Here is a 25600-nt window from a genome sequence, read left to right as displayed (position 1 = left end):
AATGAGTTTTCTGGTGATTCTGCTGGTGCTGTGGGTCGAGAAATTTTCCGCCTGGCGTCTGCGCATCCAGCAGGACGGCCCCTGGTTGGCGCAACTGCAGCGCCTGCAACAAGGCGGTCTGCAGCAGGCTCCGTGGCTGTGCCTGGCCATTCTGGTGCTGTTGCCGGTGTTGGCGCTGGGGCTGGTGCTGCTGATCCTCAAGCCGCTGGCTTACGGCTGGCTGGTCTTGCCCGTGCATTTGCTGGTGCTGATCTACAGCCTGGGGCGTGGTGATCTGCTTGCGGCGCTAGGGCCGTTTCGCGACGCCTGGCGGCGCGGTGACGGTCAGGCGGCTTACCACGTGGCTGAACGTGATCTTTCGTTGCAGCCGGAGGAGGGCACCGAACTGCTGCAGCAGGTTCAGGGGCATCTGCTGTGGCAGGCCTATCAGAGCTTCTTCGCCGTTATCTTCTGGTATCTGCTGCTCGGCCCCATGGCGGCGCTGGCTTATCGCCTGCTGGCCTTGAGCGCCGAGCATGCGCAGCAAGCCGCCCTGCGTGAGCGCGCCGTGCAACTGCGCCACGCCTTCGACTGGCTGCCGGCGCGGGTACTGGCTTCCAGTTTCGCGCTGGTCGGCAACTTCGTCGCCGTCAGCCGTGCCTTGCTGCATGAGCTGCTGAGCTGGGACATTTCTGCTGCGCAGCTGGTGATCAAGGCCGGGCGTGCGGCCGGTGAGATGCCGCCGCCGGTCATGGGCGAGGAAGGCGTCGAGACCCTGGATCAGCTGTGGCAACTGCTGATCCGTGCTGCGGTGGTCTGGTACGCCGGGTACGCGGTCTGGGTGCTGTTCATCTAGAGATCCTGCCCAAGCGCTATGCAGGGCGGGGGGCAGCCTGCTGTCACGCACAGTGGCGGGTTGCACCCGCCCTACATGCCGGCTTTGTGGAAGCCGCGCCCTGCGGCGAATGTCGAGCAAGAGCAAAACAGCATTCGCCCCGAGTCGGGGCTCCTGCACGGCCTTGGCTGGATGCGCTCAGCGCGCGTTTAACCTTAAGTTACAAAGGCGCGTGTCGATAAGGGGTATAAGGAGGCCGTAGTCGACCCTGTTTGGTGATTTTCGTCACATTTATCTGCCTGTATTCGCCGTATGGATCGGCGCGCCGCAGGTCGGTCGACAGAGGACGCCGTGATCAGCCCGTGAGAGGCTCGTCGGCGATCCAAGCGATACCTATAACAATAATGGCAACTGGAGACGTCTAGTGAAGACCGTGTTGTATCCGGCCATCGCGCTGATGAATCGCCTCAGCTTCGGCATGAAGTTCAGCCTGATCAGCGTTTTATTCTTCCTGCCCATGCTCGTCACCAACTTCTATCTGGTGCGCGACTCCTATCGTCAGTTCGTCGGCACCCAGACTGCCCTGCAAAGCCTCGAGCTACTCGGCAGCAGCCTGCAACTGCGCCGTGATCTTGAAAGCCTCAACGATCTGGTGCAGATCAACTCGATGATCGGTCAGTCCGGTCAGGCGGGGGATCTGGAGGGGCGTATAGATCAACTGCAGCAGTCGCTCAATGCCGGCCTGCAAGGGCTGCAGCCGGTGACCAGCGATACCGAGCAGGCAGCGGAGTTCGTCGCCAAGCGCGACGAATTGCTGGCCGAGCTGAAAGGCGCAGAGGCCGAGACCTCCTTGCAGAGCAAGACCGTCATCGTCGAGAAGCTGCTGGGGTCTTCCCAGGTCTTCATCAAACTGGTGGCCAGTCAGGCGGGGTTGAGCCAGGACCCGCAACGCCAGGTGCGGCAGATCACCGAGCTGATCACCAACGTCACCCCGCAGATCACCGATGTGCTCAGCCAAGGCCGTGCTATCGGCGCCTATTCCCTGGGGCAGGGTTTTCTCAATTCCGCAGCCAGCACCCAGTTCGATGACCTGCTGCTGCAGCTGGAGAAGCTGCACGCCGAGTACGGCCTGAATCTGCAGGAGGCACTGGCCGGTAACGTCGCTGCGCAGAACGGGCTGGGCAGTCTGGCCGAAGCCAGTCGCCAGAGTCTGAAGGACAGCGGCGTGCTGTTCGAGGATCAGGTGATCATCGCCGACAGCCTGGATACGCCTTGGGCTCAGTTCTACGATCAGGTCAGCCAGGAAATGGCCAAGACCTACGCCTTCAACGACGGCCTGCTGGCGTTCCTCGACAGCCAGTTGAGTGAGCGGCTGGCCGAGAACCGTGCGCAGATGGTGTTGCTGGTGGTGGCGCTGGTGGTGGTGTTCCTGTTGATCGTCTACCTCTACAGCGGCTTCTACGTGTCCACCCGTTCGACCCTGAAAAACCTCGGCAAGGTGATGGACAGGGTTGCCGCAGGCGATATGACGGCCAACTTCCAGGCGCAGAGCCGAGACGAGCTGGGCGAGCTGGGGCAGGTATTCAACCAGACTGTGTTGCGCATTCATGATCTGATCGAGCGCGTCGGACATACGGTGGGCGAGGTCGGCGGCCAGGCGGATCGCGTCGAGCTGGTTTCAGGCGAGAGCAACCAGGCGGTGGCTGGTCAGCGTGCACAGATCGAGCAGGTGGCCACGGCGATGAACCAGATGTCCGCCACTGCCCAGGAGGTGGCGCGCAGCGCCGCCGCTGCGGTGGGTAGTGCGCAGAGCGTGAATCAGGAAACGGTCAGTGGCCGCGCATTGGTCGAGCAGCAGGTCGGTGCGATCCAGCGTCTTGCCGGTGAAATCGACCAGTCAGTGGCGGTGATCAACCAACTGGCCAGCGACAGTGCGGCGATCAGCCAGGTGCTCGATGTGATCAAGGGTATCGCCGAGCAGACCAACCTGCTGGCGCTCAATGCTGCCATCGAGGCGGCGCGGGCTGGTGAACAGGGTCGCGGTTTCGCCGTGGTGGCTGACGAGGTGCGCAACCTGGCCAAGCGCACGCAGCAGTCCACCGAAGAGATCGAAGCGATGATCGCCAAGCTGCAGGGCGGTGTGGGGGCGGCGGTGAAGGCGATGAACGCCAGTCACCAGATGGCGGATGGCACGGTCAGCCAGTCGGCCAAGGTGCAGCAGGCCCTGGAGAACATCCTCGGCGCAGTGGGCATGATCGTCGATCAGAACCAGCAGATCGCCGCGGCGGCCGAGCAGCAGACGGCGGTGGCGCACGATATCGACCAGAACATCGTCGAGATCAACCATGCGGGTGAGCGCACCGCTGCCGGTGCCAGCCAGACCGAGCAGGCCAGCCGCGAGCTGAGCGAGCTGGTTACGCGTCTCAAGCAGTTGATCGGCGCGTTTCGCGTCTGATCGCTCCTCCCACAGGCTTCCCTTGGCCATTGCTCTGACCCTGTAGGAGCGGCGCCCCGCCGCGAGCTTGGGCGACTCTCTCCAGTCGCCTTTCCTGCGCAGAGCCTGTCCTCGAAGCGTTCCTGGTCGGAGGACGGGAATCCAGAGTCTCTGTAGCTCCTGGGCTCCCGCCTTCGCGGGAGTGACGGTGAAGGTTGTTCCATAACAACCGGAAGCACAGATGGCACGTGTAGGAGCGGCGCCCCGCCGCGAATATGGGCGACACGGTCTGGAAACATTCGCCCCGGGGCGGGGCTCCTACAGATGGTCATGTAGGATGATTTGCCTGAGGTCTATGCCCAGCCGAACAACTCATCCGCATTACGGCTGCTGGCCGTAGCCAGCTCTTCGGCTGTAACGCCACGCAACGCTGCCAGCTCGGCACAGATGTCAGCCAGGTACTCCGGGCTGTTGCGCTGGTTGGGGTACATGGCTGGGGCCATGTCCGGGGCGTCGGTTTCCAGCACGATGGTCTGCAGCGGCAGCTGCGCCACCACCTTGCGCAGGCGATTGGCCTGCGGCCAGGTGGCGGCGCCGCCGAGACCGAGGCGAAAGCCCAGCTTGATGTACTCGCGAGCTTCCTCATAGCTACCGGCGAAGGCGTGGATGATGCCGCCGCGTGCCAGGCGAAAACGCTTGAGTGTGGCGATGGTCGCGGCATGGGCACGGCGCACGTGCAGCAGCACCGGTAACTCGAACTCGGCAGCCAGTTGCAGCTGCGCTTCGAACAGCGCTTGCTGGCGCTGGCGATCCAGGTGTTCCAGGTAATAATCCAGACCGAACTCACCGACGGCGCACAGCTTGCGGTGCCCGGCCAGTTTGCCCAGCCAGTCGCGCAGCTCAAGGAGATGCTGCGGGTGGTGGTCTTCCAGGTAGACCGGATGCAGGCCGAAGGCTGCGTACAGGCCTTCATCCTCTTCGACCAACTGCCACAGCCGCTGCCAGTTGGCCTGGTAGACGCCCAGCACGACCATGCGCTGCACGCCCAGCGCGTGGCTGCGCGCGAGTACTTCGTCGCGATCGGCGTCGAAGTCGGGGAAGTCCAGGTGCGTATGGGTGTCGATCAGGCGCATGGGCCAAGCTTCGGTGATTTTTCAGGCAGATGCCAGGCGTGGATACGTCTACTACCCGTCATGATCGCCCGCCAGCGGGCGTCAGAAACTACAGGCGCGCCTTGAAACTGCGTTCGATGGCCTCGATGCCGGGGCTATAGTCGTTGTTCTCCACCGCCTGTAAGGTCCAGGCCAATACCCGTTCGGCAATGCGTTCGTGCTGCTGGCTCATGGCATTGACCCGCAGCGGCAGGAAATCCAGCAACTGGGTATCGCCGAAGGTGGCCAGGCGCACTGAAGGCCATTGTTCGCTGCCCTGTTCGCGTAGCGCATCGAACACCCCTTCGAGCAGCACGTAGGCGGTGGTCAGCAGCGCATCCGGCGAGCCGACTTCCTCCAGCAGTGTTTGCATCTGTCGGTAGCCACAAGCACGGCTGAACAGCTCACCGTGATAGACGCTGACGCGCCCGTCGAAACCTTCCAGTGCCGAACGGAAGCCGCGTTCGCGCGCCTGGCTGATGACCAGCTCCGCACGCGCGCCGAGCAGGGCGATATGCCGGGGTTTGGGCGTCAGCAGGCTTTCGGTCAGGGTGCGCCCGGCTTGTTCGTCATCGCTGACCACCGAGCGGATGTGAGTGGGCGACAGCGCGCGGTCCACGGCTACGACCGGCAGGCCGGCGGCGACGATGGCCGGATACAGCGGATCGTCCGCAGGCAGGCAGCTGGCGACGATCAGCGCCTCGCAGCGGCGTGAGCGGAACAGCTCGAGCAACTGCCGCTCGCTGCTCGGGTCATCGTCGGAGCTGGCGATCAGCAACTGATAGCCGGCGGCGCGCGCCTTCTGTTCGAGCAGCTTGGCCAGGCGCGCATAACTGGGGTTTTCCAGGTCCGGCAGGATGAAACCCAGGCAGCGGCTCTGCCCGCGGCGCAGGCTGGCGGCCTGCTGATCCGGACGATAGCCATGCGCCTCGACCACGGCCAAGACCCTGGCCACGGTCGCAGGGCTGATGCGCCGACGTTCGGCCTGGCCGTTGATCACGTAGCTGGCGGTGGTCACCGAGACCTGTGCCAGGCGGGCGATGTCGCTGAGTTTCACGGGCGCATCCTGAATCGCTAAGTGAGAGGGCGTGCGAGCGCCGCGAGTCTACGCGACTCGGCGACGGCCGGGCTTCAAGGATCACTCATTATCGGATAAGGTGCCAGCGCTTGATGAATCGTTTCAGCAAGGCGGATTCATCGGCTAGTCTTAGCCAAAACAACAAGCCGGAGACCACCATGCTCGAACTCGATGCCAGCCAAATCCAGATGGGCCGGGCGGCGGCGAACAAGGGCGAAGCCCTGGCCATGCTCGGCGATGCGCTGGCCAGTGCCGGCCTGGCCACTGCGGCTTACCTCGAAGGCCTGCAGGCGCGCGAAGCCCAGGGTTCGACCTTTCTCGGCCAGGGCATCGCCATCCCCCATGGCACGCCGCAGACCCGCGATCAGGTGCTGCGCACCGGCGTCAGCCTGATCCAGTTCCCCGCGGGCGTGGACTGGGGCGACGGCCAGCAGGTCTACCTGGCCATTGCCATTGCCGCCCAATCCGACGAGCACCTGCACCTGCTGCAACTGCTGACCCGTGCCCTCGGCGAGGGGGACCTGAGCCAGGCGCTGCGTGAAGCCCGCGAGCCGGCGCAGATACTCGAACTGCTGCAGGGCGCACCGCAGGCGCTGGCACTGGACGGTCAACTGGTGGCGCTGGCGCAGCCCGCCGAAGACTTCGACGAATTGCTCTGGCAGGGCGCGCGCCTGTTGCGCCAGGCTGGCTGCGCACGCAGTGGCTTCGCCCTCGGGCTGGCCCGTGGCGAGCCGCTGCCGCTGGGCGATGGCCTGTGGTGGCTGCACAGCGAGGCCAGTGTCGAGCGGCCCGGCCTGGCTTTCGTCACCCCGGCGCAGCCGCTGAGTTTTCGTGGTGAAGCGCTGCGTGGTCTGTTCTGCCTGGCCAGCCAGGGCGAGGCGCACCGTCAGGCGCTGGAGCGTTTGTGCGATGTGCTGATCGGTGGCCGCGCGGCGGCGTTCAGTGAAGCCAGCGACAGCCGCCAGGTGATCGAGGCGTTGGGCGGTGAAGTGCCGCCGGACTGGCCCAGCCTCAGCGTGCCGCTGCTCAATGCCCATGGTCTGCACGCACGTCCGGCCAAGGCGCTGAGCGAACTGGCGCAGGACTTCGCCGGTGAGATCCGTGTGCGCCTGCTCGGCGATACGGGCGCCGGGGTCTCGGCCAAGAGCCTCAGCCGCCTGCTGGCACTGGGCGCGCGGCGTGGTCAGATGCTCGAATTCAGCGCCGAACCGGCGATTGCCGACAGCGCGCTGCCGGCCATTCGCGCCGCGCTGGAAAGTGGCCTGGGCGAAACGGTCGAGCCGCTGAATGAAGCGCTGCCCGAGGTCGCGGCGCAACTGGAACCGGTCGAAGCGGTCGCCCCTGTTGCCGGTAGCCGTCTGCAGGCGGTCGGTGCCTCACCTGGCATCGCCATCGGCCCGGCGCTGGTGCGCACGCCGCCGGCGTTTCATTTCTCTGAGCAAGGCCTGGGTGTCGAGCAGGAGCGTGCACGACTGGGTTCAGCCCTGGCGGCTGTCGCCGCGCAGATCCAGCGTCTGGTCGATGGTGCCGGTGTGGCGAGCATTCGGGAAATCTTCAGTGCCCACCTGGCCATGCTCGCTGACCCGGCGTTGCGCGAGGACGTCGACGCCCGCCTGGTCAAGGGCGCGAGCGCCGAAGCGGCCTGGCAGGTCGAGGTCGAGGCCGCGGCCAAGCGTCAGGAGGCGCTGCATGACCCGCTGCTGGCCGAACGGGCGGCTGACCTGCGTGATATCGGCAACCGTGTGCTGGCGCATCTGTGTGGCGTAGAGCTGCCCAGTGAGCCGAACGAGCCGTACATCCTGGTGATGGCTGAAGTGGTGCCGTCGGACGTCGCTGGCCTCGACCGTCAGCGCGTGGCCGGCATCCTGACCGCGCAGGGGGGCGCCACCGCGCACAGCGCGATCATCGCTCGCGCCCTGGGGATTCCCGCCGTGGTCGGTGCCGGCGATGGTGTGCTGGCGCTGGCGCAAGGCACGCCGCTGCTGCTCGATGGCGACAGCGGCCTGCTGCGCATCGCCCCGGATGCGGCCGAGCGCGACCAAGCGCTGCATGAACGTGAGACGGCGCAGCAGCGTCGCGAGCAGGCGCATGCCGAGCGCTTTAGCGAAGCGCAGACGCGCGATGGTGTACGTGTGGAAGTAGCGGCCAATATCGGTGCCAGCGGTGAAACCGCCGCCGCCGTGGAGCTGGGCGCAGAAGCGGTGGGCCTGCTGCGCACCGAGCTGGTGTTCATGGAGCATGCCCAGGCGCCGGATCACGCCGCGCAGGAGCGTGAGTATCGACGCGTGCTCGATGCGCTGGCCGGGCGCCCGCTGGTGGTGCGCACGCTGGATGTCGGCGGCGACAAGCCCCTGCCGTACTGGCCGATGCCGGCCGAGGAAAACCCCTTCCTTGGTGTGCGTGGCATTCGCCTGAGCCTGCAGCGCCCGGAGATTCTGGAAACCCAGCTGCGCGCCTTGCTCGCCTCGGCCGATGGCCGGCCGCTGCGGATCATGTTCCCCATGGTCGGTTCGGTGGAGGAGTGGCGCGCGGCGCGTGACATGGTGCAGCGCCTGCGCGAAGAGATCGAAGTACGCGACCTGCAGATCGGCATCATGATCGAAGTGCCCTCGGCAGCGTTGTTGGCGCCGGTGCTGGCGCGCGAGGTGGACTTCTTCAGCATCGGCACCAATGACCTGACCCAGTACTGCCTGGCCATCGACCGCGGCCATCCGCAGCTGTCGGCAAAGGCCGATGGCCTGCACCCGGCCGTGCTGCGCCTGATCGAGATGACCGTGACCGCTGCCCATGCCCAGGGCAAGTGGGTCGGCATCTGCGGCGAACTGGCCAGTGACCGTCTGGCCGTGCCGCTGTTGGTCGGCCTGGGTGTCGACGAGCTGAGCGTGACGCCGCGTTCGATTGCCCTGGTCAAGGCGCGCGTGCGCGAGCTGGACAGCCGCCAGGCGCGAACCCTGGCCGACCGCGCCCTGACCCTGGACAGTGCCAGCGCCGTGCGCGCGCTGGTGGCGGAGATGCACTGATGGCCCGAATCCTGACCCTGACCCTGAACCCGGCGCTGGACCTGACCCTGCGTCTCGACCGCCTGCAGCCCGGCGCGATCAACCGCTGCCATGAGCTGCGCAGCCACGCCGCCGGCAAGGGCCTGAACGTCGCCCAGGTGCTGGCCGACCTTGGCCACAGCCTGAGCGTCGGCGGCTTTCTCGGCCGCGCCAATGCCGCACCGTTCGAGAGTCTGATGCACAAGCGCGGTTTTCACGACCTGTTCGTCCGTGTGCCGGGGGAGACGCGCAGCAATATCAAACTGGCCGAAGCCGACGGCTGCATCACCGACCTCAACGGCCCCGGCCCGCAGGTCGAGGTCGAACACCAGCAACGCCTGGAAGAGGAGCTGGAGCCGCTGCTCGCCGGGCATGACGCCGTGGTGGTCGCCGGCAGCCTGCCGCGTGGGGTGACGCCGCAATGGTTCGCCGGCCTGCTGCGGCGGATCAAGGCCAGTGGCGTGCCGCTGGCGGTGGACAGCAGCGGTGCCGCGTTGCAGGCGGCCCTGGGCGTCGCGCCCTGGCTGATCAAACCCAATGAAGAAGAACTGGCTGAGGTATGCGGCAGCGATCTGCCTGCCGCCGTGCAGACGCTGCGTGCGCAGGGTATCGAGCACGTGCTGCTGTCGCGCGGCGCTGCTGGCGTCGACTGGCACGGCCCGGACATCGCCCTGCGCGCCATACCGCCGCGTGTCGAGGTCGCCAGTACGGTCGGCGCCGGTGATTCGCTGCTGGCGGCCAGCCTGCACGGCCTGCTCGAAGGCTGGCCAGCCGAACGCACCTTGCGTCTGGCCACGGCGGTGGCGGCGCAGGCGGTCACCCAGATCGGCTTCGGCATCCATGATCGCGAGCAGCTGGCCCGTCTTGAAGCGGCCGTGCACTTGCACTCCATAGAAGAATAAGAGGCACCCACCATGAATCTGCTGATCGTCACCGCCTGCCCCAATGGCCAGGTCACCAGCGTGTTGTGTTCGCGCCTGCTGCAGGCCGCCGCCGAGCGCCTGGGTTGGCAAACCCGTGTCGAGGTGCACGACGCGCGCGCCATTGGTTCGCCATTGAGCGAGGCGCAGATCGCCGCTGCCGACTGGGTGCTGGTGGTCAAGACCGGTGAGCTGCCGCTGAGCCGCTTTGCCGGCAAGCGCCTGTTTCAGGCTACGCCGGCCGAGGCACTGGCCGACCCGCAGCGTTTTCTGCGTGAGGCCGCCGAGCGTGCTCAGCCCTATGGTGAAAACAGAGAACCCGTCCCGAGCGGGCGTCGTCGGCTGGTCGCTGTCACTGCCTGCCCGACCGGCGTAGCGCATACCTTCATGGCCGCCGAAGCGCTGCAACAGGCGGCGCTGCGCATGGGTATCGAATTGCAGGTGGAAACCCGCGGCTCGGTCGGTGCGCGCAACCTGCTCGACGATGCGGCAATCGATGCGGCCGATGCCGTGCTGCTGGCCACCGATATCGAGGTGGACACCAGCCGCTTCGCCGGCAAGAAGGTCTACCGCTGCGGCACTGGCGTGGCGCTCAAGCAGCCGCAACAGACGCTCGAGCGGGCGCTCAGCGAGGCGCGACCGCTGAGCGAAGCCGCGCCAGTCGGGGGCAAGGCCGTCGCCAGTAGTGGCGAGAAAACCGGCCCCTACAAGCATCTGCTCACCGGTGTTTCCTACATGCTGCCGATGGTGGTGGCCGGCGGTCTGTTGATCGCCCTCTCGTTCGTCTTCGGTATCGAGGCGTTCAAGGAGGAGGGCACCCTGGCCGCCGCGCTGATGCAGATCGGCGGCGAGAGCGCCTTTCAACTGATGGTGCCGCTGCTGGCCGGCTATATCGCCTATTCCATCGCCGACCGTCCGGGCCTGGCGCCGGGGATGATCGGCGGGTTGCTCGCCAGTTCACTGGGTGCCGGTTTCATCGGCGGTATCGTCGCCGGTTTTCTTGCCGGCTATTCGGCCAAGGCCATCGCCCATGGGGTGCGTCTGCCGGCCAGCGTCGAAGCGCTCAAGCCGATTCTGATCATCCCGCTGCTGGCCAGCCTGTTTACCGGGCTGGTGATGATCTATCTGGTCGGCAGCCCGGTGGCGGGTATGCTGGCGGGGCTCACCGCCTTTCTCGATGGCATGGGCAGCACCAATGCCATCCTGCTTGGCGTACTGCTCGGCGGCATGATGTGCGTCGACCTCGGTGGGCCGGTCAACAAGGCGGCCTATGCCTTCTCCGTCGGTCTGCTGGCCTCCAGCAGCTATGCACCGATGGCCGCGACCATGGCTGCCGGCATGGTGCCGCCCATCGGCATGGCCATCGCCACCGTGCTGGCGCGGCGCAAGTTTGCCGAGAGCGAACGCCAGGCCGGCAAGGCCGCTGGGGTACTGGGGCTGTGCTTCATCTCCGAGGGGGCGATTCCCTTCGCGGCGAAAGACCCGCTGCGGGTGATCCCGGCGAGTATCGCCGGTGGAGCGCTGACCGGCGCGCTGTCGATGTATTTCGGCTGCAAGCTGATGGCGCCGCACGGCGGCTTGTTCGTGCTGCTGATTCCCAACGCCATCAACCATGCGCTGCCCTACCTGTTCGCCATCGTCGCCGGCAGCCTGGTCACGGGTGTGCTCTACGCGTTAATCAAACAGCCCGAGGTGCAGCCGCAGGCAGTTGGGGCATGATGAGTGCAAGGTGACGAGGCTCGGTTACACTGGCTGCACTGACGCCGGGATTTGGGGTGGCGTTGTACTGCTCTGCCCCGTGGCGTGACACCTTCACCCAGAAAGGAACTGCTCTAGATGACCCAAACTCTCGCGCATCGCTGGCGCTTCTTCCGTGCCGGCGGTTTCGATCAGGTGCAACTGGAAACCCCTGCCGACCTCGCCGCCCTGCGTGGCCTGGATCAGAAACTCTGGGCCAGCCTGGCCTGCCCTGTGCAGAACCTCGAGTTGGACCGGCGCATGCTCGATTACATCGACCTGAACAGGGACGGGCGTATTCGGGCGCCGGAAATGCTCGATGTGGTCGACTGGACTCTGGCGCGCCTGGCCGATCCTGCCGTGCTGTTTCAGCAAGGCCCGCTGCTGCTGTCCTCGCTCACCGACGATGCCGTGGGCACACGCCTGCGTCTGGCTGCGCAGCGTCTGCTGGGTGTACTCGGCCGGCCCGATGGCGACAGCCTGACCCCGGCCGATACCGCTGACCTGGCATTGCTGTTCCCGCCTCACGAATCCAATGGCGATGGCCTGGTGCCAGCCAGCATGACCGATGATGCCGAGCTCAAGGCCGCCATCGCCGACATCATCGCCTGCCTGGGTGCACAGACCGACCGCAGTGGCGAGCCCGCCATCGGTGCCGAGCAGATCACCGCTTTCTTCGACCAGGCGCGCCAGTTGCACGCCTGGCACGCGCGTGCAGCTGAACAGGGGCTGGACGCTTTCGGTGAAGGCACGGTGGCGGCGGTCGAAGCGCTGAGCGCCGTGCGCGCCAAGATCGACGATTATTTCACCCGTGTGGCCATGGCCGAGTTCGACCCGCGCGCCGCGGCCCTGATGAACGCCAAGGAAGAAGAGCTGGTGCGTCTGGCATCGCTGTCATTGGCCGATGCTGGCGAAGTGGCCGGTCTGCCCCTGGCGGTGGTGCAGCATGGCGACGAATTGCCGCTGAGCAAGGGCCTCAACCCGGCCTGGCAGCACGCCGTCGATGAATTCCGCCAGCGTGTGGTGGTGCCGGTGTATGGCGAGCAGGACAGCCTGTCGCGCGAGCAGTGGCAGCATCTGGTCGCGCTGTGCGGCAACTACCTGGCCTGGCGCGCCGAGACGCCGAAAGTGGCGATTGCCGAGGTGCTCGAGCGCGGACGTATTCTCGAACTGGTGGAGCAGGGGGCCGAAGCGCGCCTGCTGGCGCTGGTGGAAGAGGACAAGACCGTGGCCGAAGCGGCGGACGGGCTGGTCGAGCTGGACAAGCTGATTCGCCTGCGTCATGGCCTGGTCCGACTGCTGCGCAACTTCGTGTCTTTCCAGGCCTTTTATTCGCGGCAGGAAAAGGCCGTGTTCCAGGCTGGCGTCCTCTATATCGACGGCAAGAGTTGCGAGCTGGTGGTTGAGGTCGGTGATGTCGAGGCCCATGCCAAGGTGGCGGCGGCCAGTGAGTGCTTCCTGCTCTACTGCGCCTGCACCCGTCGCGGCGAGCCGGTGCGGGGCAAGGAGGCGCTGAACATCGTGGTGGCGGTGACCGCCGGTAGCGAGGGCGACCTGCAGGCCGGTCGCCATGGTCTGTTCTACGACCGCGACGGTAACGACTGGGATGCCACTGTGGTCAAGGTGGTACAGCATGCGATCAGCATTCGCGAGGCGTTCTGGTCGCCGTATCGACGCGTTTCCAAGTTGGTGTCCGATCAGGTGCAGAAGCTTGCAGCCAGTCGCGACGCCGACATGGTCAGCAAGACCGCAGCCAAGGTCGGCGAAACCGGCTCTGCTCCAGCCGCCACACCTACCCCGGCCTTCGATATCGCCAAGTTCGCCGGTATCTTCGCGGCCATCGGCCTGGCGGTCGGTGCCCTGGGCACGGCACTGGCGGCGGTGGTCACGGGGATTCTGTCGCTGGCCTGGTGGCAGGTTCCGCTGCTGCTGCTCGGCGTGCTGCTGGCCATCTCCGGGCCGTCGATGCTGCTGGCCTGGTTCAAGCTGCGCCGGCGCAGCCTGGGGCCGATCCTCGATGGTAACGGCTGGGCGGTGAATGCCCAGGCGCGTATCAGCATCCCGTTCGGCACCGCGCTGACGCAAATGGCGGAACTGCCCAAGGGCAGCGACCGTGCACTGCGCGATCCCTATGCCAACAAGCCGCTGGTATGGCCCTGGATCATCGCTCTGCTGTTGGCGCTGGGGCTGGGCTATTACGCCTGGAGCAACGGCGTGTTCAGCCCGGAGCCGGAGGTGCCGGCCGAAGCGGCGGCGCCTGTCGACGCCGCTGCGCAGTAGGTGCTCGTCTCCCCCTCTCCCGCTTGTGGGAGAGGGGCAGTCAGCTGATAAGCGTAGGGCGGGTGCAACCCGCCGGCTCGATAATTGGCGGGTTTCACCCGCCCTACATTCCCGCTCAACCCGCCAACAGCTCTGTCACCCAGCCGGGTAGGGCGTCCCGATCCGCCCTACATGCCGGGTTCTTGTAGGAGCGGCTTCAGCCGCGAAAGCTGTTCGTGGCTGAAGCCACTCCTGGGGGTTGGAATGCTTAGCCGGCCGGCCATTTGCGTATTGGCGGGTTTCACCCGCCCTACGTTCTCTCTCGGCAGGCCAGTTGCTCCGCCACCCAGCGGGGCAACTGCTCGGTGGCCGGGCCGTAGCGTTTCTCGGCGAACAGCGAATAGCCCTGGCTGGGCTCCAGATTGATCTCCAGGGTATGCGCGCCCGCGCGACGTGCCTGCTCGACGAAACCGGCAGCCGGGTAGACATGCCCCGAGGTGCCGATGCTGACGAACAGCTCGCACTGCTCCAGCGCGTCATAGATGCGCTCCATGTGATAGGGCATCTCGCCGAACCAGACGATATCCGGGCGCAGCGTACCGACCAGCCCGCAGCAGGCGCACGCCTGGCTGACCGGCATGTCATCCAGTAGCGGAAAACGCTGCTGGCTGTTGCTGCACAGCATCGACTGCAACTCGCCGTGCATGTGCAGCAAGCGTTTGGAGCCGGCGCGTTCGTGCAGGTTGTCGACGTTCTGCGTGACCAGCAGAAACTCGCCCTGCCAACCATCTTCCAGCTCGGCCAGGGCCAGATGCCCTGCATTCGGCGCGATGGCCGGGTCGCGCAACTGGGCGCGACGCATGTCGTAGAAACGTTGCACCAGTGACGGGTTGCGAGCGAAGCCTTCGGGCGTGGCCACCTCTTCGATGCGGTGGTCTTCCCAGAGGCCGTCAGCGGCGCGGAAGGTGCGAATGCCGCTCTCGGCGGATATACCGGCGCCGGTGAGAATGACGATATTGGGCTGGGGCATGCTGGCTCCGAAGCAGGTGCGTTGCTGCAACTCTAAGCCAATTGCAATGCCGTGTGCTCTTCGTAGGAGCCGGCTTGCCGGCGATGCTTTTTCGTCAGCCATGATCGCTGGCAAGCCAGCTCCTACGGGGTGTTGCAGCTCGTAGGAGGGTGGCCGATGGTAGGGCAAGGCGTGCTGCGCTTTAGCAATTGGCGGGGCACCCGCCTTAGGCGCGCTCGCTCATCGCCGCCAGCGCCACCGAGGCGGCGGCGGTGCGGGTTTCCACGCCGAGTTTCACGTAGACATGCTCCAGGTGCTTGTTCACCGTGCGCGGGCTGAGGCCGAGGATGTCGCCGATATCGCGGTTGGTCTTGCCGCAGGCGACCCAGCGCAGCACCTGCACTTCGCGCTCGGTGAGCTGGAAGCGCGCCGATAGCTTGGCATGCGCCGGAGCATCGTCGAGGCTGAGGCTGGCGGGTTTCGACGCCGCGCGTGCAGCCTGCAGGATGTACGCAGGTGCGAGGCGACGCGGGCGAGCACCTCCTCGGGGTTGATCGGCTTGGTCACGTAGTCGTCGCAGTCAGCGGCGATGCTGCGTTCGCGGTCGTCGGTGAATGCATTGGCGGAAATGACGATGATCGGCGCCCGGCAGCGCGTGTTGCGGCGAATCAGGCGACTGGTTTCCCAGCGCTCCATCGTCGGCCAGGATGCGGTGCTGGCGCAGGTCGAGGCCATGCTCAAGGTGGTCAAGGCCGATATCGGCGAGCGCGAGCGGCCGTTGGCGGTCAATCTGTTCATGGGCCCCACCGGTGTTGGTAAGACCGAGATCGTGCGCCTGCTGGCCCAGGCCATTCATGGTCGCGCCGATGCCCTGTGCCGCATCGACATGCACACCCTGGCCCAGGAGCATTACGCCGCCGCGCTGACCGGCGCGCCGCCTGGTTACGTTGGCAGCAAGGAAGGCACCACGCTGTTCGATGCCGAAGCCATCGCCGGCAGTTTCGGCCGGCCCGGTATCGTGCTGTTCGATGAACTGGAGAAGGCCAGCCCCGAGGTGCTACGCAGCCTGCTCGGGATTCTCGAACATGGCCGCCTGACGTTGACTGCGGGCAGCCGCACCCTGGACTTTCGTAACAGCCTGATCTTCATGACCAGCAATGTCGGTGCGCAGCAGGCGCAGCGCTACCGCGAGCGTTTCACCCGTGGTTGGCGGCGTTGGTTGGGGCTGGCACCGAAGGGCGAGGGTGCATTGCTGGAACAGGTGCTGCACGAGCGCTTCGAGCCGGAATGGCTCAATCGCCTCGACCGCATTCTGGTGTTCGAACGTGTCGATGAGCAGTGGCTCGATGCCTTGCTGAACATTGAACTGGACAAGCTCAATCAGCGCCTGGGCCTTCAGGGCCGTGCGCTACAGGTGGATCAGAGCGCCCGCGCCTGGCTGTGTCGCGAGCATGACATTCGCTTCGGAGCCAGGGCCCTGGCGCGCCGTATACGTACCGAGCTGGAACCGGCAATTGCCGAGTGGCTGTTGGCTGAGCCAACTGCGACGCGACTGCTCTGTACCTGCGAGCACGATAGTTTGCTGGTCAGCGATTCCTCTTCGTAGGAGCCGGCTTGCCGGCGATCATGGCTGACGAAAAAGCATCGCCGGCAAGCCGGCTCCTACAGGGTGTGCATTACAGCCAGATCGCATCCCAGTGCGGATAGTCTCCGACGCGTTGTACCAATCCGGCACGCAGCGGATTGGCGACAACGTATCGCGCCGTGGCGGCCAGATCTTCTTCCTTGCGCAGGGCATGATCGTGAAAACCCTTCTGCCAGACGTGACCACTGGTTGCACGAGCTTTGTTGATGGCGATAGCGCTGCGGGATTTGAGCCGCAACACCAGTTTTGACAGTGGCATCGCCTGCAGTTGGACGAGCCAGTGCAGGTGATCGGGCATTACTACCCAGGCGAGGGAGTGGACGAGCTGCTGATCATGCAGGCGACGCATTTCTGCAATCAGCAGCCTGGCAAGGCGCCAGTCCTGGAAGATCGTATGTCGTTGATGGGTTACGGTAGTTAGCAGGTAGGCACGATTCGCTTCGGAAACGCGCCCGGAGCGCAGGGCATGGCCATGATGGGTAAAACGGCTGGAATCCATTCCAAGTCTCTCGCTATCAAATGTAGGAGCCGGCTTGCCGGCGATCAGGGTTAACAGGCTGTTGAAAAACTACCTGCGTTGCCATTGCTGCGTTAAAAACAGCCTCGCGTGCGAGCCCAGTCAAAATGCTCATTTACAACACGTAAACTGCGCTTTTTCGGCTGTTTTTGCCTTGCATTGGCTGCCTCGCCTACGTTTTCAACGGCCTGTTAAGCGTGGTTCAGAAGCTGATCGCCCGCAAGCGGGCTCCTACACGTTTGAGCCTTTAGTGATGCTCACGCGTTGCGCGGAATTTCACCTCCGGCCAGCGCTCTTCCATCAGGCTCAGGTTGACGCGGGTCGGGGCCAGGTAGGTGAGGTGGCCACCGCCGTCGATGGCGAGGTTCTCGTAGGCCTTGTCCCTGAACTCCTTGAGCTTCTTCTCGTCGCTGCACTCGATCCAGCGCGCCGACCAGACGTTGATCGCCTCGTAGGCGCACTCGACCTTGTATTCCTCTTTCAGGCGGCTGGCGACCACGTCGAACTGCAGCACACCGACTGCGCCGAGGATGATGTCGTTGTTGCGTTCGGGGAAGAACACCTGGGTGGCGCCTTCCTCGGCCAGTTCCTGCAGGCCCTGGCGCAGTTGCTTGGATTTCAGCGGATCTTTCAGGCGCACGCGGCGGAACAGTTCCGGGGCGAAGTGCGGGATGCCGGTGAAGCTCAGGTTCTCGCCTTCGGTGAAGGTGTCGCCGATCTGGATGGTGCCGTGATTGTGCAGGCCGATGATGTCGCCGGCGTAGGCTTCTTCCAGGTGCTCACGCTCGCTGGAGAAGAAGGTCAGCGCGTCGCCAACGCGCACGTCCTTGCCCAGGCGCGCGTGGCGCATCTTCATGCCTTGGGTGTACTTGCCCGAGCAGATGCGCATGAAGGCAATCCTGTCCCTATGCTTCGGGTCCATGTTCGCCTGGATCTTGAACACGAAGCCGGAGAATTTCTCCTCGGTCGGCTCCACAATGCGCTCGTTGGCGGCGCGCGGCAGCGGACGCGGCGCCCAGTCGACCACGGCGTCGAGTACATGGTCGACGCCGAAGTTGCCCAGCGCGGTGCCGAAGAACACCGGGGTCATCTCGCCCTTGAGGAAAGCGTCGGGCTCGAACTCATGGCAGGCGCCCTGCACCAGCTCCAGCTCCTCGACGAAGCGCTCGTACATGTCGCCCAGGTGGGCACGGGCTTCGTCGGAATCCAGCTTCTGGATGATCTTGGCTTCGGTGCGCTCGTGGCCGTGACCTGGGGTGTAGACGATGATGTAGTCGCCGGTCAGGTGGTAGACGCCCTTGAAATCCTTGTAGCAGCCGATCGGCCAGGTGATGGGCGCCGCCTTGATCTTCAGCACCGCCTCGATCTCGTCGAGCAGTTCGATCGGGTCGCGGATGTCGCGGTCGAGCTTGTTGATGAAACTGACGATGGGCGTGTCGCGCAGGCGGCACACGTCCATCAGGGCGATGGTGCGCGGCTCCACGCCCTTGCCGCCGTCCAGCACCATCAGCGCACTGTCCACCGCGGTCAGGGTGCGGTAGGTGTCTTCGGAGAAGTCTTCGTGGCCGGGGGTGTCGAGCAGGTTGATGATGTGCTCGCGGTAGGGGAACTGCATCACCGAGGTGGTGATGGAGATGCCGCGTTGCTTCTCCATCTCCATCCAGTCGGAGGTGGCGTGACGGTCGGATTTACGCGACTTCACCGTGCCCGCGACCTCGATGGCCTTGCCCATCAGCAGCAGCTTTTCGGTGATGGTGGTCTTACCGGCGTCCGGGTGGGAAATGATGGCGAAGGTACGGCGCTTGGCGACTTCGGCGGCCTGGGTGGTCATGAATATGTGCCTGGATGGAATCGTTGAAGGCGCCTCAGGTTCTGTACGAAAGGTGCCTGCGCTCGGTGAGGCTGCGTTAAAAACAGCCTCAGAATGCTCATTTACAGCACGTAAACTCCGCTTCTTCGCCTGTTTTTGCCTTGCCTGACCTTCGCTCGACGACCTTTGTACAGAACCTGGCACCCGTAAAACGCGGGATTATACCGATAACTGCGAGCTCTGGCGGAGAGCGGCTATCGGTTTTCAGATGGGCCGGTAGGTGATGCTGCCGGACCGTGCCGTAGACGCGTAAATAATGCGTAAATGAATGGTTATGAAAATTATTCCCATATAGAGTGGCCGCCCGTCGCAGTGGGTCAGGGCAAGGGTGGCTCCGTCGTGTTCAAGAAAATCATCTTTCAGTTGCACTGGTTCTTTGGCATCAGTGCCGGCTTGGTGCTGGCCGTCATGGGCATCACCGGTGCCCTTTACAGCTTCGAGGGCGAGATCACCCGGGCGCTCAACGCCGAGCGCTGGCAGATTCAGCCCAGTGCGCAGGGGCATCTCACGCCAGGCGAACTGACTGCGAAGATCGAGGCCGCTACCGCCGATCGCGTCACCGCACTGTGGATCGATGGTCGCCACGACGGTCCTGGCACCGCTTTTCTTGTACCCCCGCCGGGCGAGCGACGCGGGCCGCGCATCGTCTTCGACCCCTACACTGGTGAAGTACTGGCCGAGCCCGTTGGCCAGGACTTCTTTCACCTGATGCTGATGTTGCACCGCTTCCTGTCCATGGGCGAAGTGGGCAAGCAGATCACCGCTGCCAGCACTCTGGCGCTGCTGTTCTTCTGTCTCTCCGGCCTCTATCTGCGTTGGCCGCGCAAGGCGCTGAGCTGGCGCACCTGGCTGACCCTGGACTGGAAGAAGAAGGGCCGTAGCTTCAACTGGGATCTGCATGCCATAGCCGGCACCTGGGCGCTACTGTTCTATCTGTGTGCCGGGCTCACCGGTTTGTATTGGTCCTATGACTGGTATCGCGAAGGACTGACGCATCTGCTCTCCGACACGCCGCTCGAGCAGCGCAGTGAGCGTGATCGTCGCGTACGTCAGGCGCCCAGCGGCCCCGCGCCCGAGGTCGACTACGATGCTGTATGGCAGAGCATCCAGCAGACCGCCGGGCCCAAGATGGTCGCCTGGAATCTGCGCCTGCCGCTGGTGGCCGGGCAGCCGGCGACGGTCTTCTACATGCTCGATGGCGCCGAGCATGTGCGTGCCTTCAACCAGTTTCAGGTCGATCCGAAAAGCGGCGAAGTCAGCCGCCATGAGCGCTACGCCGACAAGAGCTTCAAGGCGCAATTGCTGACCAGCGTCTACGCCCTGCATGTGGGCGAGTACTTCGGTATGCCCGGGCGCATCCTGATGATGCTGGCGACGGCGGCCATGCCGCTGTTCTTCATTACCGGCTGGCTGCTGTATCTGGATCGCCGGCGCAAGAAGCGCGTGGCGCTGGCGGCACGCTCTGCGTTAAAGGGCGACGATGCCGGTGACGGTTGGCTGGTCGGTTTCGCCAGCCAGAGCGGCTTCGCCGAGCAACTGGCCTGGCAGAGCGCCGGGCAGTTGCAGGCCGCCGGCATCCCGGTGCGGGTCGAGCCGCTGTCGCGCCTCGACGCTGACAGGCTGCGGCAGACGCAGAAGGCGCTGTTCGTGGTCAGCACCTTTGGCGATGGCGAGGCGCCGGATGCTGCGCAGGGTTTTGAGCGCAAGGTGCTGGGCGGCTCGCTGCCGCTCGAACAGCTGAGCTATGCCGTGCTGGCGCTGGGGGATCGGCAGTACCAGCACTTTTGCGGCTTCGCCCGGCGGATCAACGACTGGCTGGGCTTGCAGGGGGCGCAGCGTCTGTTCGACAGCATCGAAGTCGATGGCGCTGACCAGGTCGCGCTGCAGCGCTGGCAGCAGCAACTGAGCGAGTTGACCGGCGCCGCGCCAGTACGCTTTGAAGAGGTGCCCTGGCAGAGCTGGACACTGATCGAACGGCGTCTGCTCAATCCTGGCAGCCAGGGCGCGCCGGTGTTCTTCATCGGCCTGATGCCGCTTGCGCAGAGCGCCTGGCAGGCGGGCGACATCCTGCAGATTCGCCCGCGTCATGACCCGGCGAGGGTGCAGGCCTGGCTGCAGCACTGCGGCTGCGACGGCCTCGAGCCGGTGACCCTTGATGGCCAGGCGATGAGCCTGAGCGAAGCCCTGGCCGAGCGTCAGTTGCCGGAAAGCCTCGCGCATCTGGTCGGCCTGCATGCCCAGGCGCTGGTCGATGCCCTGGCGCCGCTGGGGTCGCGGGAATACTCCATCGCCTCGGTGGCGGCCGATGGCGTGCTGCAGTTGATCGTGCGCCAGGCCGTGCAGGCCGACGGCAGCCTCGGCCTGGGCTCCGGCTGGCTGACCGAACATCTGCCTACAGGCGGGCAGGTGCTGGCGCGGGTGCGGCGCAACAGTGGTTTCCATCTGCCGGACGACGAGCGGCCGCTGATTCTGATCGGCAATGGCACCGGCCTGGCCGGACTGCGTTCGTTGCTGCGCGCGCGGGCACTGGCCGGGCAGGGGCGCAACTGGCTGCTGTTCGGTGAGCGCAACCGCGCGCAGGATTTCTTTTGTGGTGATGAGTTGCAAGCGGCGCTGAGAGCGGGCGAGCTGCAGCACCTGGATCTGGCCTTCTCCCGCGACCAGGCGCAGAAGCGCTATGTGCAGGATCTGCTGCGTGAGCAGCACGAGCGCCTGTGTGCCTGGCTGGCCGAGGGTGCGGCGATCTATGTCTGCGGTAGCCTGCAGGGCATGGCCGGTGGCGTCGATGCGGCATTGCGCAAGCTGCTCGGTGACGAGGTGGTGGACGATTTGATCGAGGAAGGGCGCTATCGGCGCGACGTGTATTGAGCCGGTGGGCGAGCGGTGCAAGCCGCTCGCCGTGAGGTGCTGCAATGGCCCTGAAACACGGCTGCGCCAAACTGGCTGAAAGCCCCGCCTGTTCAGCATTTCAGAACGTTTTGTGTGATATCCGGAACGAGATGAAATTAGCAGGAATTTCCGGTTGATCTGAGGGGCGCATGGTCTTAAAGTCCGCGCCCGAACGTCCATGCTGGAAACGATCCATCCGGCTCAAGTACTGACGACGAGAGGTTGCCGGCCGGCTAATGGTCGGTACCGGTGATGCTCGGCGACATGCCTTGGGAAGTAGGCGAACCAAAGTGGGGAAACTGTCAGACGTTCAGGCCAGCGTTTAGCGCGGCCAGCCCCGACACGTAGCGGAACCTGTAAGCGGTTCTGCTGCCCGAATCAATGTGTTCCCGGTTTTGCCATTGGAGTCCCCAGCATGTCGATCAAGGTCGAAGACTATTACGCACCCGCCACTTTCCAGCGCATGAAGGCATTCGCCGATCAGCACGAAACCCCGTTCGTGGTGATCGACCGACAGATCATCGCTGATGCCTACGATCAGCTGGGCACCTGCTTCCCCTTCGCCAAGATCTACTACGCGGTCAAGGCCAACCCGGCCGTCGAGATCATCGAGTTGCTGCGTGACAAGGGCTCGAGCTTCGACATCGCCTCGATCTACGAGCTGGACAAGGTCATGGCCACCGGCGTCGGCCCCGAGCGCATCAGCTACGGCAACACCATCAAGAAGGCGCGCGACATTCGCTACTTCTATGAAAAAGGCGTGCGCCTGTTCGCCACCGACTCCGAAGCCGACCTGCGCAACATCGCCAAGGCCGCGCCGGGTTCGAAGATCTACGTGCGTATCCTCACCGAAGGCTCCACCAGCGCCGACTGGCCGCTGAGCCGCAAGTTCGGTTGCCAGCCGGACATGGCCCTGGACCTGCTGATCCTGGCCAAGCAACTGGGCCTGGTGCCGTACGGCATTTCCTTCCACGTCGGTTCGCAGCAGCGCGACATCGATGTGTGGGACGCCGCCATCGCCAAGGTCAAGGTGATCTTCGAGCGCCTCAAGGAAGAGGACGGCATCACCCTGCAGATGATCAACATGGGTGGCGGCTTCCCGGCCAACTACATCCAGCGCACCAACGACCTGGAAACCTACGCAGCGGAAATCACCCGCTTCCTCAAGGAAGATTTCGGCGATGATCTGCCGGAAATCATCCTCGAGCCGGGCCGCTCGCTGATCGCCAACGCCGGTGTGCTGGTCTCGGAAGTGGTGCTGGTGGCGCGCAAGTCGCGTACCGCCGTCGAGCGCTGGGTGTATGCCGACGTCGGCAAGTTCAGTGGCTTGATCGAAACCATGGACGAGTCGATCAAATTCCCGATCTGGACCGAGAAGAAGGGCGAGATGGAAGAAGTGGTGATCGCCGGCCCGACCTGCGACAGCGCCGACATCATGTACGAGCACTACAAGTACGGCCTGCCGCTCAACCTGGCCAGCGGCGACCGCCTGTACTGGCTGTCCACCGGTGCCTACACCACCAGCTACAGCGCCGTGGAGTTCAATGGCTTCCCGCCGCTGAAGTCCTACTACCTGTAAGGCATCCGCGCCTCGCCAACGCCCACCTCGTGTGGGCGTTGGCATTTCTGGCGTCAGGTTTCTGCGGGTTTTCCCGGCTCGGCTGCATCCCGGGCTAGAGCGCTTGGCTTGCTGCAGGGGAGTGTCGGTGACATCTTTGTTACAAATAAGTTCATGTAAATCCTTCGCAAGGATTGATTAAGATTGAGTCTCATCTAGTATTGCGCGCTGATTCCAATCAGGAGTGATTCTCGTGAGCGATAAGCATAACAAGCGTGCACCTTTTCCCCAGCGTCGCCTGCTCGCCTCGGCCATCGGCCTGGCCCTGGCTTCCGGCTTCGCCGTGGCCCAGGACAGCACGGTGGAGCTGGACAGCGTCACCGTAAAGGGCCAGCAGGATCAGGGCTATAAAGTCGACAAGGCGTCCTCGCCGAAGCAGACCGCGCCGCTGCTGGATACGCCGCAGACGATCAACATCATCCCAGAGGCGCTGTTTCGCGAGCAGAACGCGCGCACCCTGACCGATGTACTGAAGAACACCCCCGGCATCAGCTTCAACGCCGGTGAAAACGGCTTCTCCAGCGGCACCAACAACTTCAGCCTGCGCGGTTTCGACACCACCGGCAGCATCTTCATCGACGGCGCCCGCGACAACGGCAGCTACACCCGCGACGTGTTCAACGTTGAGCAGGTGGAAGTGGCCAAGGGCCCGGCCGCCGACAACGGCCGCGGCGGCGCCGGTGGTTACGTCAACCTGGTGACCAAGACGCCGACTCTGGAAAGTTTCGTCGCCGGCGGCGCCAGCTTCGGCTTCGACCAGTACGACTCCGAGGCGCGCCGCCGCGCCACCCTGGACACCAATCAGATCATCCACGACAGCGCCGCCTTCCGCCTCAACCTGCTGGTGGAAGACAGCGGCGTGGCGGGTCGTGAGCACGCCGAGAAGAACAGCTGGGGTATCGCCCCGTCGCTGGCCTTCGGCCTGGGCACCGACACCCGCGCGATCTTCGCCTACGAGCACGTGCAGATGAACGACCGCCCGGACTGGGGCGTTTCCGGCGCGTCGGTCAAGGGCATGAAGGGCGACACGCCCTACAACCCGGCGCTGTCCGGGGTCGACCGTGACGAGTTCTACGGCCTCAAGTCGGACTTCGACGACACCACCAGCGATGCGCTGCTGGTGCGTCTGGAACACGACCTCTCGACCGGCATGACCCTGAGCAACCAGACCCGCTGGGCGCGCGTCGACCGCCAGGCGCGCTACACCGTGCCTTTCCAGTACCTGGGCGGCGACCAGCTGCGTACCGACACCCAGTTCTACGACCGGGTCAACACCAGCCTGAGCAACCTGACCAACCTCTCGGCGCAGTTCGCCACCGGTTCTATCAAGCACAACCTGGCAGCCGGCCTGGAGCTGACCCGCGAGGAGTCCGAGGCCGGCACCTACGCCGAGGTCAACCCGGGCAACGTCAATATCTTCGATCCGGACTGGGAGCGTAGCGGGCCGGTTTCCAAGAACAGCCGCCTGCGCGAGCGCAGCGACGTGACCGTCGACACCGTGGCGCTGTACGTCTACGACACCCTGGAGTTCACCCCGCAGTGGCAACTGACCGGCGGCCTGCGCCTGGAGCAGTACGACGTCGATATCCGCAGCCGTAACGTCCAGACCGGCGCCGCTGTGGGCGCCGACGGCTTCGACGACCGCGAGTTCAGCATTGGCGGCAAACTCGGCCTGGTCTACAAGCCGGCGGAGAACGGCAGCCTGTATGCCGCCTACGGCGTGTCCACCCAGCCGCCCGGCTCCTACCTGTCCAACCCGGACATCTCGCGGGTCAACGGCCAGGCCTTCCCCGGCTTCGTCCCGGGCGCCGATCCGGTGCGCGCGCACAACTACGAAGTCGGCACCAAGTGGGACTTCTTCGACAAGCGCCTGTCCACCACCGCGGCGCTGTTCTACACGGTGAAGAAGGATGTGGCCATCACCGGCCGCGACGCCGGCGAGACCAGCGACAGCCTCAAGGGCTATGGTGAGCAGGTGGTCAAGGGCCTGGAACTGGGCGCCTCGGGCCAGATCACCGAGGCCTGGAACGTCTACGGCGGCATCGTCTTCATGGACAGCGAGCGCAAGCACAGCGCCTATCTGGACGAGGTGCGTCGCCGTGCCAACGCCGGCGACTACGGCACTGCGCTGCGCACCGACGGCGACGAGCTGGCCTTCACGCCCAAGGTCTCCGGCAACCTGTGGACGACCTACCGCCTGCCGGTCGGCCTGACCCTGGGCCTGGGCGCTCAGCACGTCGGTTCGTCCTACCTGGGCCGCCCGGACGATGCCAGCCGCATCGTCGCCAACGGCCTGCATGGCAAACTGCCGAGCTACACCACCTTCGCCGCCATGGCCAGCTATGAGGTCAATGCCAATGTGGACGTGCGCCTGAACGTCGACAACCTGACCGACGAGGAATACGCCGTCTCCAGCAACTGGAACGGTCGCCGCGTGCTGCTGGGCGACCCGCGTACCTTCACCCTGAGCACCAACTTCCGCTTCTAAGCACGCTTGAGTGGTACAACGCCCCGATTGCAGCGCTCTCGGGGCGTTTTCATTTTGGTGGCGACAGCAGATCGGGCTTCTGTCCGAGTGCTGCAGCCCTTTAGAATCATTCGCAACGGCGATTGGCCTGGAG

Annotated in this window: 15 protein-coding genes and 1 pseudogene; 10 read left to right on the top strand and 6 right to left on the bottom strand. The window is 64.8% G+C overall.

The window, feature by feature from the left end:
- The first annotated feature begins 1 nt into the window (after nt 1).
- Complete coding sequence (gene ampE / locus PSOLE_RS16830; RefSeq protein ID WP_017678838.1) at nt 2-835, top strand: regulatory signaling modulator protein AmpE; 834 nt, start codon at nt 2-4, stop codon at nt 833-835.
- 403 nt (nt 836-1238) lie between these two features.
- Entirely contained in the window at nt 1239-3269 is a 2031-nt protein-coding gene (locus tag PSOLE_RS16825; protein WP_074857750.1) for a methyl-accepting chemotaxis protein, read from the top strand.
- 332 nt (nt 3270-3601) lie between these two features.
- On the opposite strand, the gene PSOLE_RS16820 is transcribed toward PSOLE_RS16825, so the two are convergent.
- Nucleotides 3602-4381 (bottom strand): TatD family hydrolase, encoded by a 780-nt coding sequence (locus PSOLE_RS16820; protein ID WP_074857753.1) that lies wholly within the window; start codon nt 4379-4381, stop codon nt 3602-3604.
- A gap of 88 nt (nt 4382-4469) precedes the next feature.
- The gene (gene cra, locus PSOLE_RS16815; protein WP_074857757.1) at nt 4470-5456 is read right to left on the bottom strand and encodes a catabolite repressor/activator; all 987 of its coding nucleotides are present in this window, start codon (nt 5454-5456) and stop codon (nt 4470-4472) included.
- Between the two features lie 179 nt (nt 5457-5635).
- Between cra and ptsP the strand changes: the two genes are divergently transcribed.
- From ptsP to PSOLE_RS16795, 4 genes are all read left to right on the top strand, one after another.
- Nucleotides 5636-8497, top strand: a complete 2862-nt coding sequence (gene ptsP, locus PSOLE_RS16810; protein WP_074857839.1) for a phosphoenolpyruvate--protein phosphotransferase — start codon at nt 5636-5638, stop codon at nt 8495-8497.
- The gene (gene pfkB, locus PSOLE_RS16805) at nt 8497-9417 is read left to right on the top strand and encodes a 1-phosphofructokinase (protein WP_074857760.1); all 921 of its coding nucleotides are present in this window, start codon (nt 8497-8499) and stop codon (nt 9415-9417) included. Before ptsP ends, pfkB begins: the two co-directional genes overlap by 1 nt.
- A 12-nt stretch (nt 9418-9429) precedes the next feature.
- The gene (locus PSOLE_RS16800) at nt 9430-11154 is read left to right on the top strand and encodes a fructose-specific PTS transporter subunit EIIC (RefSeq protein ID WP_074857763.1); all 1725 of its coding nucleotides are present in this window, start codon (nt 9430-9432) and stop codon (nt 11152-11154) included.
- 117 nt (nt 11155-11271) lie between these two features.
- Entirely contained in the window at nt 11272-13452 is a 2181-nt protein-coding gene (locus PSOLE_RS16795; protein WP_074857766.1) for a hypothetical protein, read from the top strand.
- Between the two features lie 289 nt (nt 13453-13741).
- Here the strand turns inward: PSOLE_RS16795 and cobB are convergent, their stop codons facing one another.
- Both cobB and PSOLE_RS16785 read right to left on the bottom strand, forming a co-directional pair.
- Nucleotides 13742-14461: a Sir2 family NAD+-dependent deacetylase gene (gene cobB / locus PSOLE_RS16790; RefSeq protein WP_074857769.1), complete on the bottom strand. Its 720-nt coding sequence runs from the start codon at nt 14459-14461 to the stop codon at nt 13742-13744.
- Between the two features lie 205 nt (nt 14462-14666).
- Nucleotides 14667-15016 (bottom strand): annotated as a pseudogene (locus PSOLE_RS16785) (LuxR C-terminal-related transcriptional regulator); the annotation flags it as partial.
- A gap of 58 nt (nt 15017-15074) precedes the next feature.
- Between PSOLE_RS16785 and PSOLE_RS16780 the strand changes: the two are divergent.
- Complete coding sequence (locus PSOLE_RS16780) at nt 15075-16046, top strand: AAA family ATPase (protein ID WP_074857772.1); 972 nt, start codon at nt 15075-15077, stop codon at nt 16044-16046.
- A 70-nt stretch (nt 16047-16116) separates the two neighbouring features.
- Here PSOLE_RS16780 and PSOLE_RS16775 read toward each other — a convergent pair whose 3' ends face one another.
- The gene (locus PSOLE_RS16775) at nt 16117-16584 is read right to left on the bottom strand and encodes an REP-associated tyrosine transposase (protein ID WP_074857775.1); all 468 of its coding nucleotides are present in this window, start codon (nt 16582-16584) and stop codon (nt 16117-16119) included.
- Between the two features lie 265 nt (nt 16585-16849).
- Nucleotides 16850-18433, bottom strand: a complete 1584-nt coding sequence (locus PSOLE_RS16770) for a peptide chain release factor 3 (protein ID WP_074857777.1) — start codon at nt 18431-18433, stop codon at nt 16850-16852.
- 378 nt (nt 18434-18811) lie between these two features.
- Between PSOLE_RS16770 and PSOLE_RS16765 the strand changes: the two genes are divergently transcribed.
- From PSOLE_RS16765 to PSOLE_RS16755, 3 genes are all read left to right on the top strand, one after another.
- On the top strand, nt 18812-21340 hold the full coding sequence (locus tag PSOLE_RS16765; protein ID WP_175472281.1) for a sulfite reductase flavoprotein subunit alpha: 2529 nt from the start codon (nt 18812-18814) through the stop codon (nt 21338-21340).
- 436 nt (nt 21341-21776) lie between these two features.
- Nucleotides 21777-22940 (top strand): type III PLP-dependent enzyme, encoded by a 1164-nt coding sequence (locus tag PSOLE_RS16760; protein WP_004424916.1) that lies wholly within the window; start codon nt 21777-21779, stop codon nt 22938-22940.
- A 232-nt stretch (nt 22941-23172) separates the two neighbouring features.
- Nucleotides 23173-25467, top strand: a complete 2295-nt coding sequence (locus PSOLE_RS16755) for a TonB-dependent receptor (protein ID WP_004424913.1) — start codon at nt 23173-23175, stop codon at nt 25465-25467.
- The last annotated feature ends 133 nt before the right edge of the window (nt 25468-25600 follow it).

This window comes from Pseudomonas oleovorans subsp. oleovorans (genome assembly GCF_002197815.1).
Lineage (GTDB): Bacteria > Pseudomonadota > Gammaproteobacteria > Pseudomonadales > Pseudomonadaceae > Aquipseudomonas > Aquipseudomonas oleovorans.
Note: the sequence above shows the minus strand (reverse complement) of the source record. Positions and strands in the feature narration are given on the sequence as shown.

Excerpts from the sequence above, each read along its gene's own strand:
- PSOLE_RS16795 (WP_074857766.1), top strand. The coding sequence starts at position 11,272 with ATGACCCAAACTCTCGCGCATCGCTGGCGCTTCTTCCGTGCCGGCGGT.
- cobB (WP_074857769.1), bottom strand. The coding sequence starts at position 14,461 with ATGCCCCAGCCCAATATCGTCATTCTCACCGGCGCCGGTATATCCGCC.
- ampE (WP_017678838.1), top strand. The coding sequence starts at position 2 with ATGAGTTTTCTGGTGATTCTGCTGGTGCTGTGGGTCGAGAAATTTTCC.
- PSOLE_RS16780 (WP_074857772.1), top strand. The coding sequence starts at position 15,075 with ATGATCGGCGCCCGGCAGCGCGTGTTGCGGCGAATCAGGCGACTGGTT.
- ptsP (WP_074857839.1), top strand. The coding sequence starts at position 5,636 with ATGCTCGAACTCGATGCCAGCCAAATCCAGATGGGCCGGGCGGCGGCG.
- PSOLE_RS16770 (WP_074857777.1), bottom strand. The coding sequence starts at position 18,433 with ATGACCACCCAGGCCGCCGAAGTCGCCAAGCGCCGTACCTTCGCCATC.
- PSOLE_RS16760 (WP_004424916.1), top strand. The coding sequence starts at position 21,777 with ATGTCGATCAAGGTCGAAGACTATTACGCACCCGCCACTTTCCAGCGC.
- PSOLE_RS16820 (WP_074857753.1), bottom strand. The coding sequence starts at position 4,381 with ATGCGCCTGATCGACACCCATACGCACCTGGACTTCCCCGACTTCGAC.
- PSOLE_RS16800 (WP_074857763.1), top strand. The coding sequence starts at position 9,430 with ATGAATCTGCTGATCGTCACCGCCTGCCCCAATGGCCAGGTCACCAGC.
- PSOLE_RS16775 (WP_074857775.1), bottom strand. The coding sequence starts at position 16,584 with ATGGATTCCAGCCGTTTTACCCATCATGGCCATGCCCTGCGCTCCGGG.
- pfkB (WP_074857760.1), top strand. The coding sequence starts at position 8,497 with ATGGCCCGAATCCTGACCCTGACCCTGAACCCGGCGCTGGACCTGACC.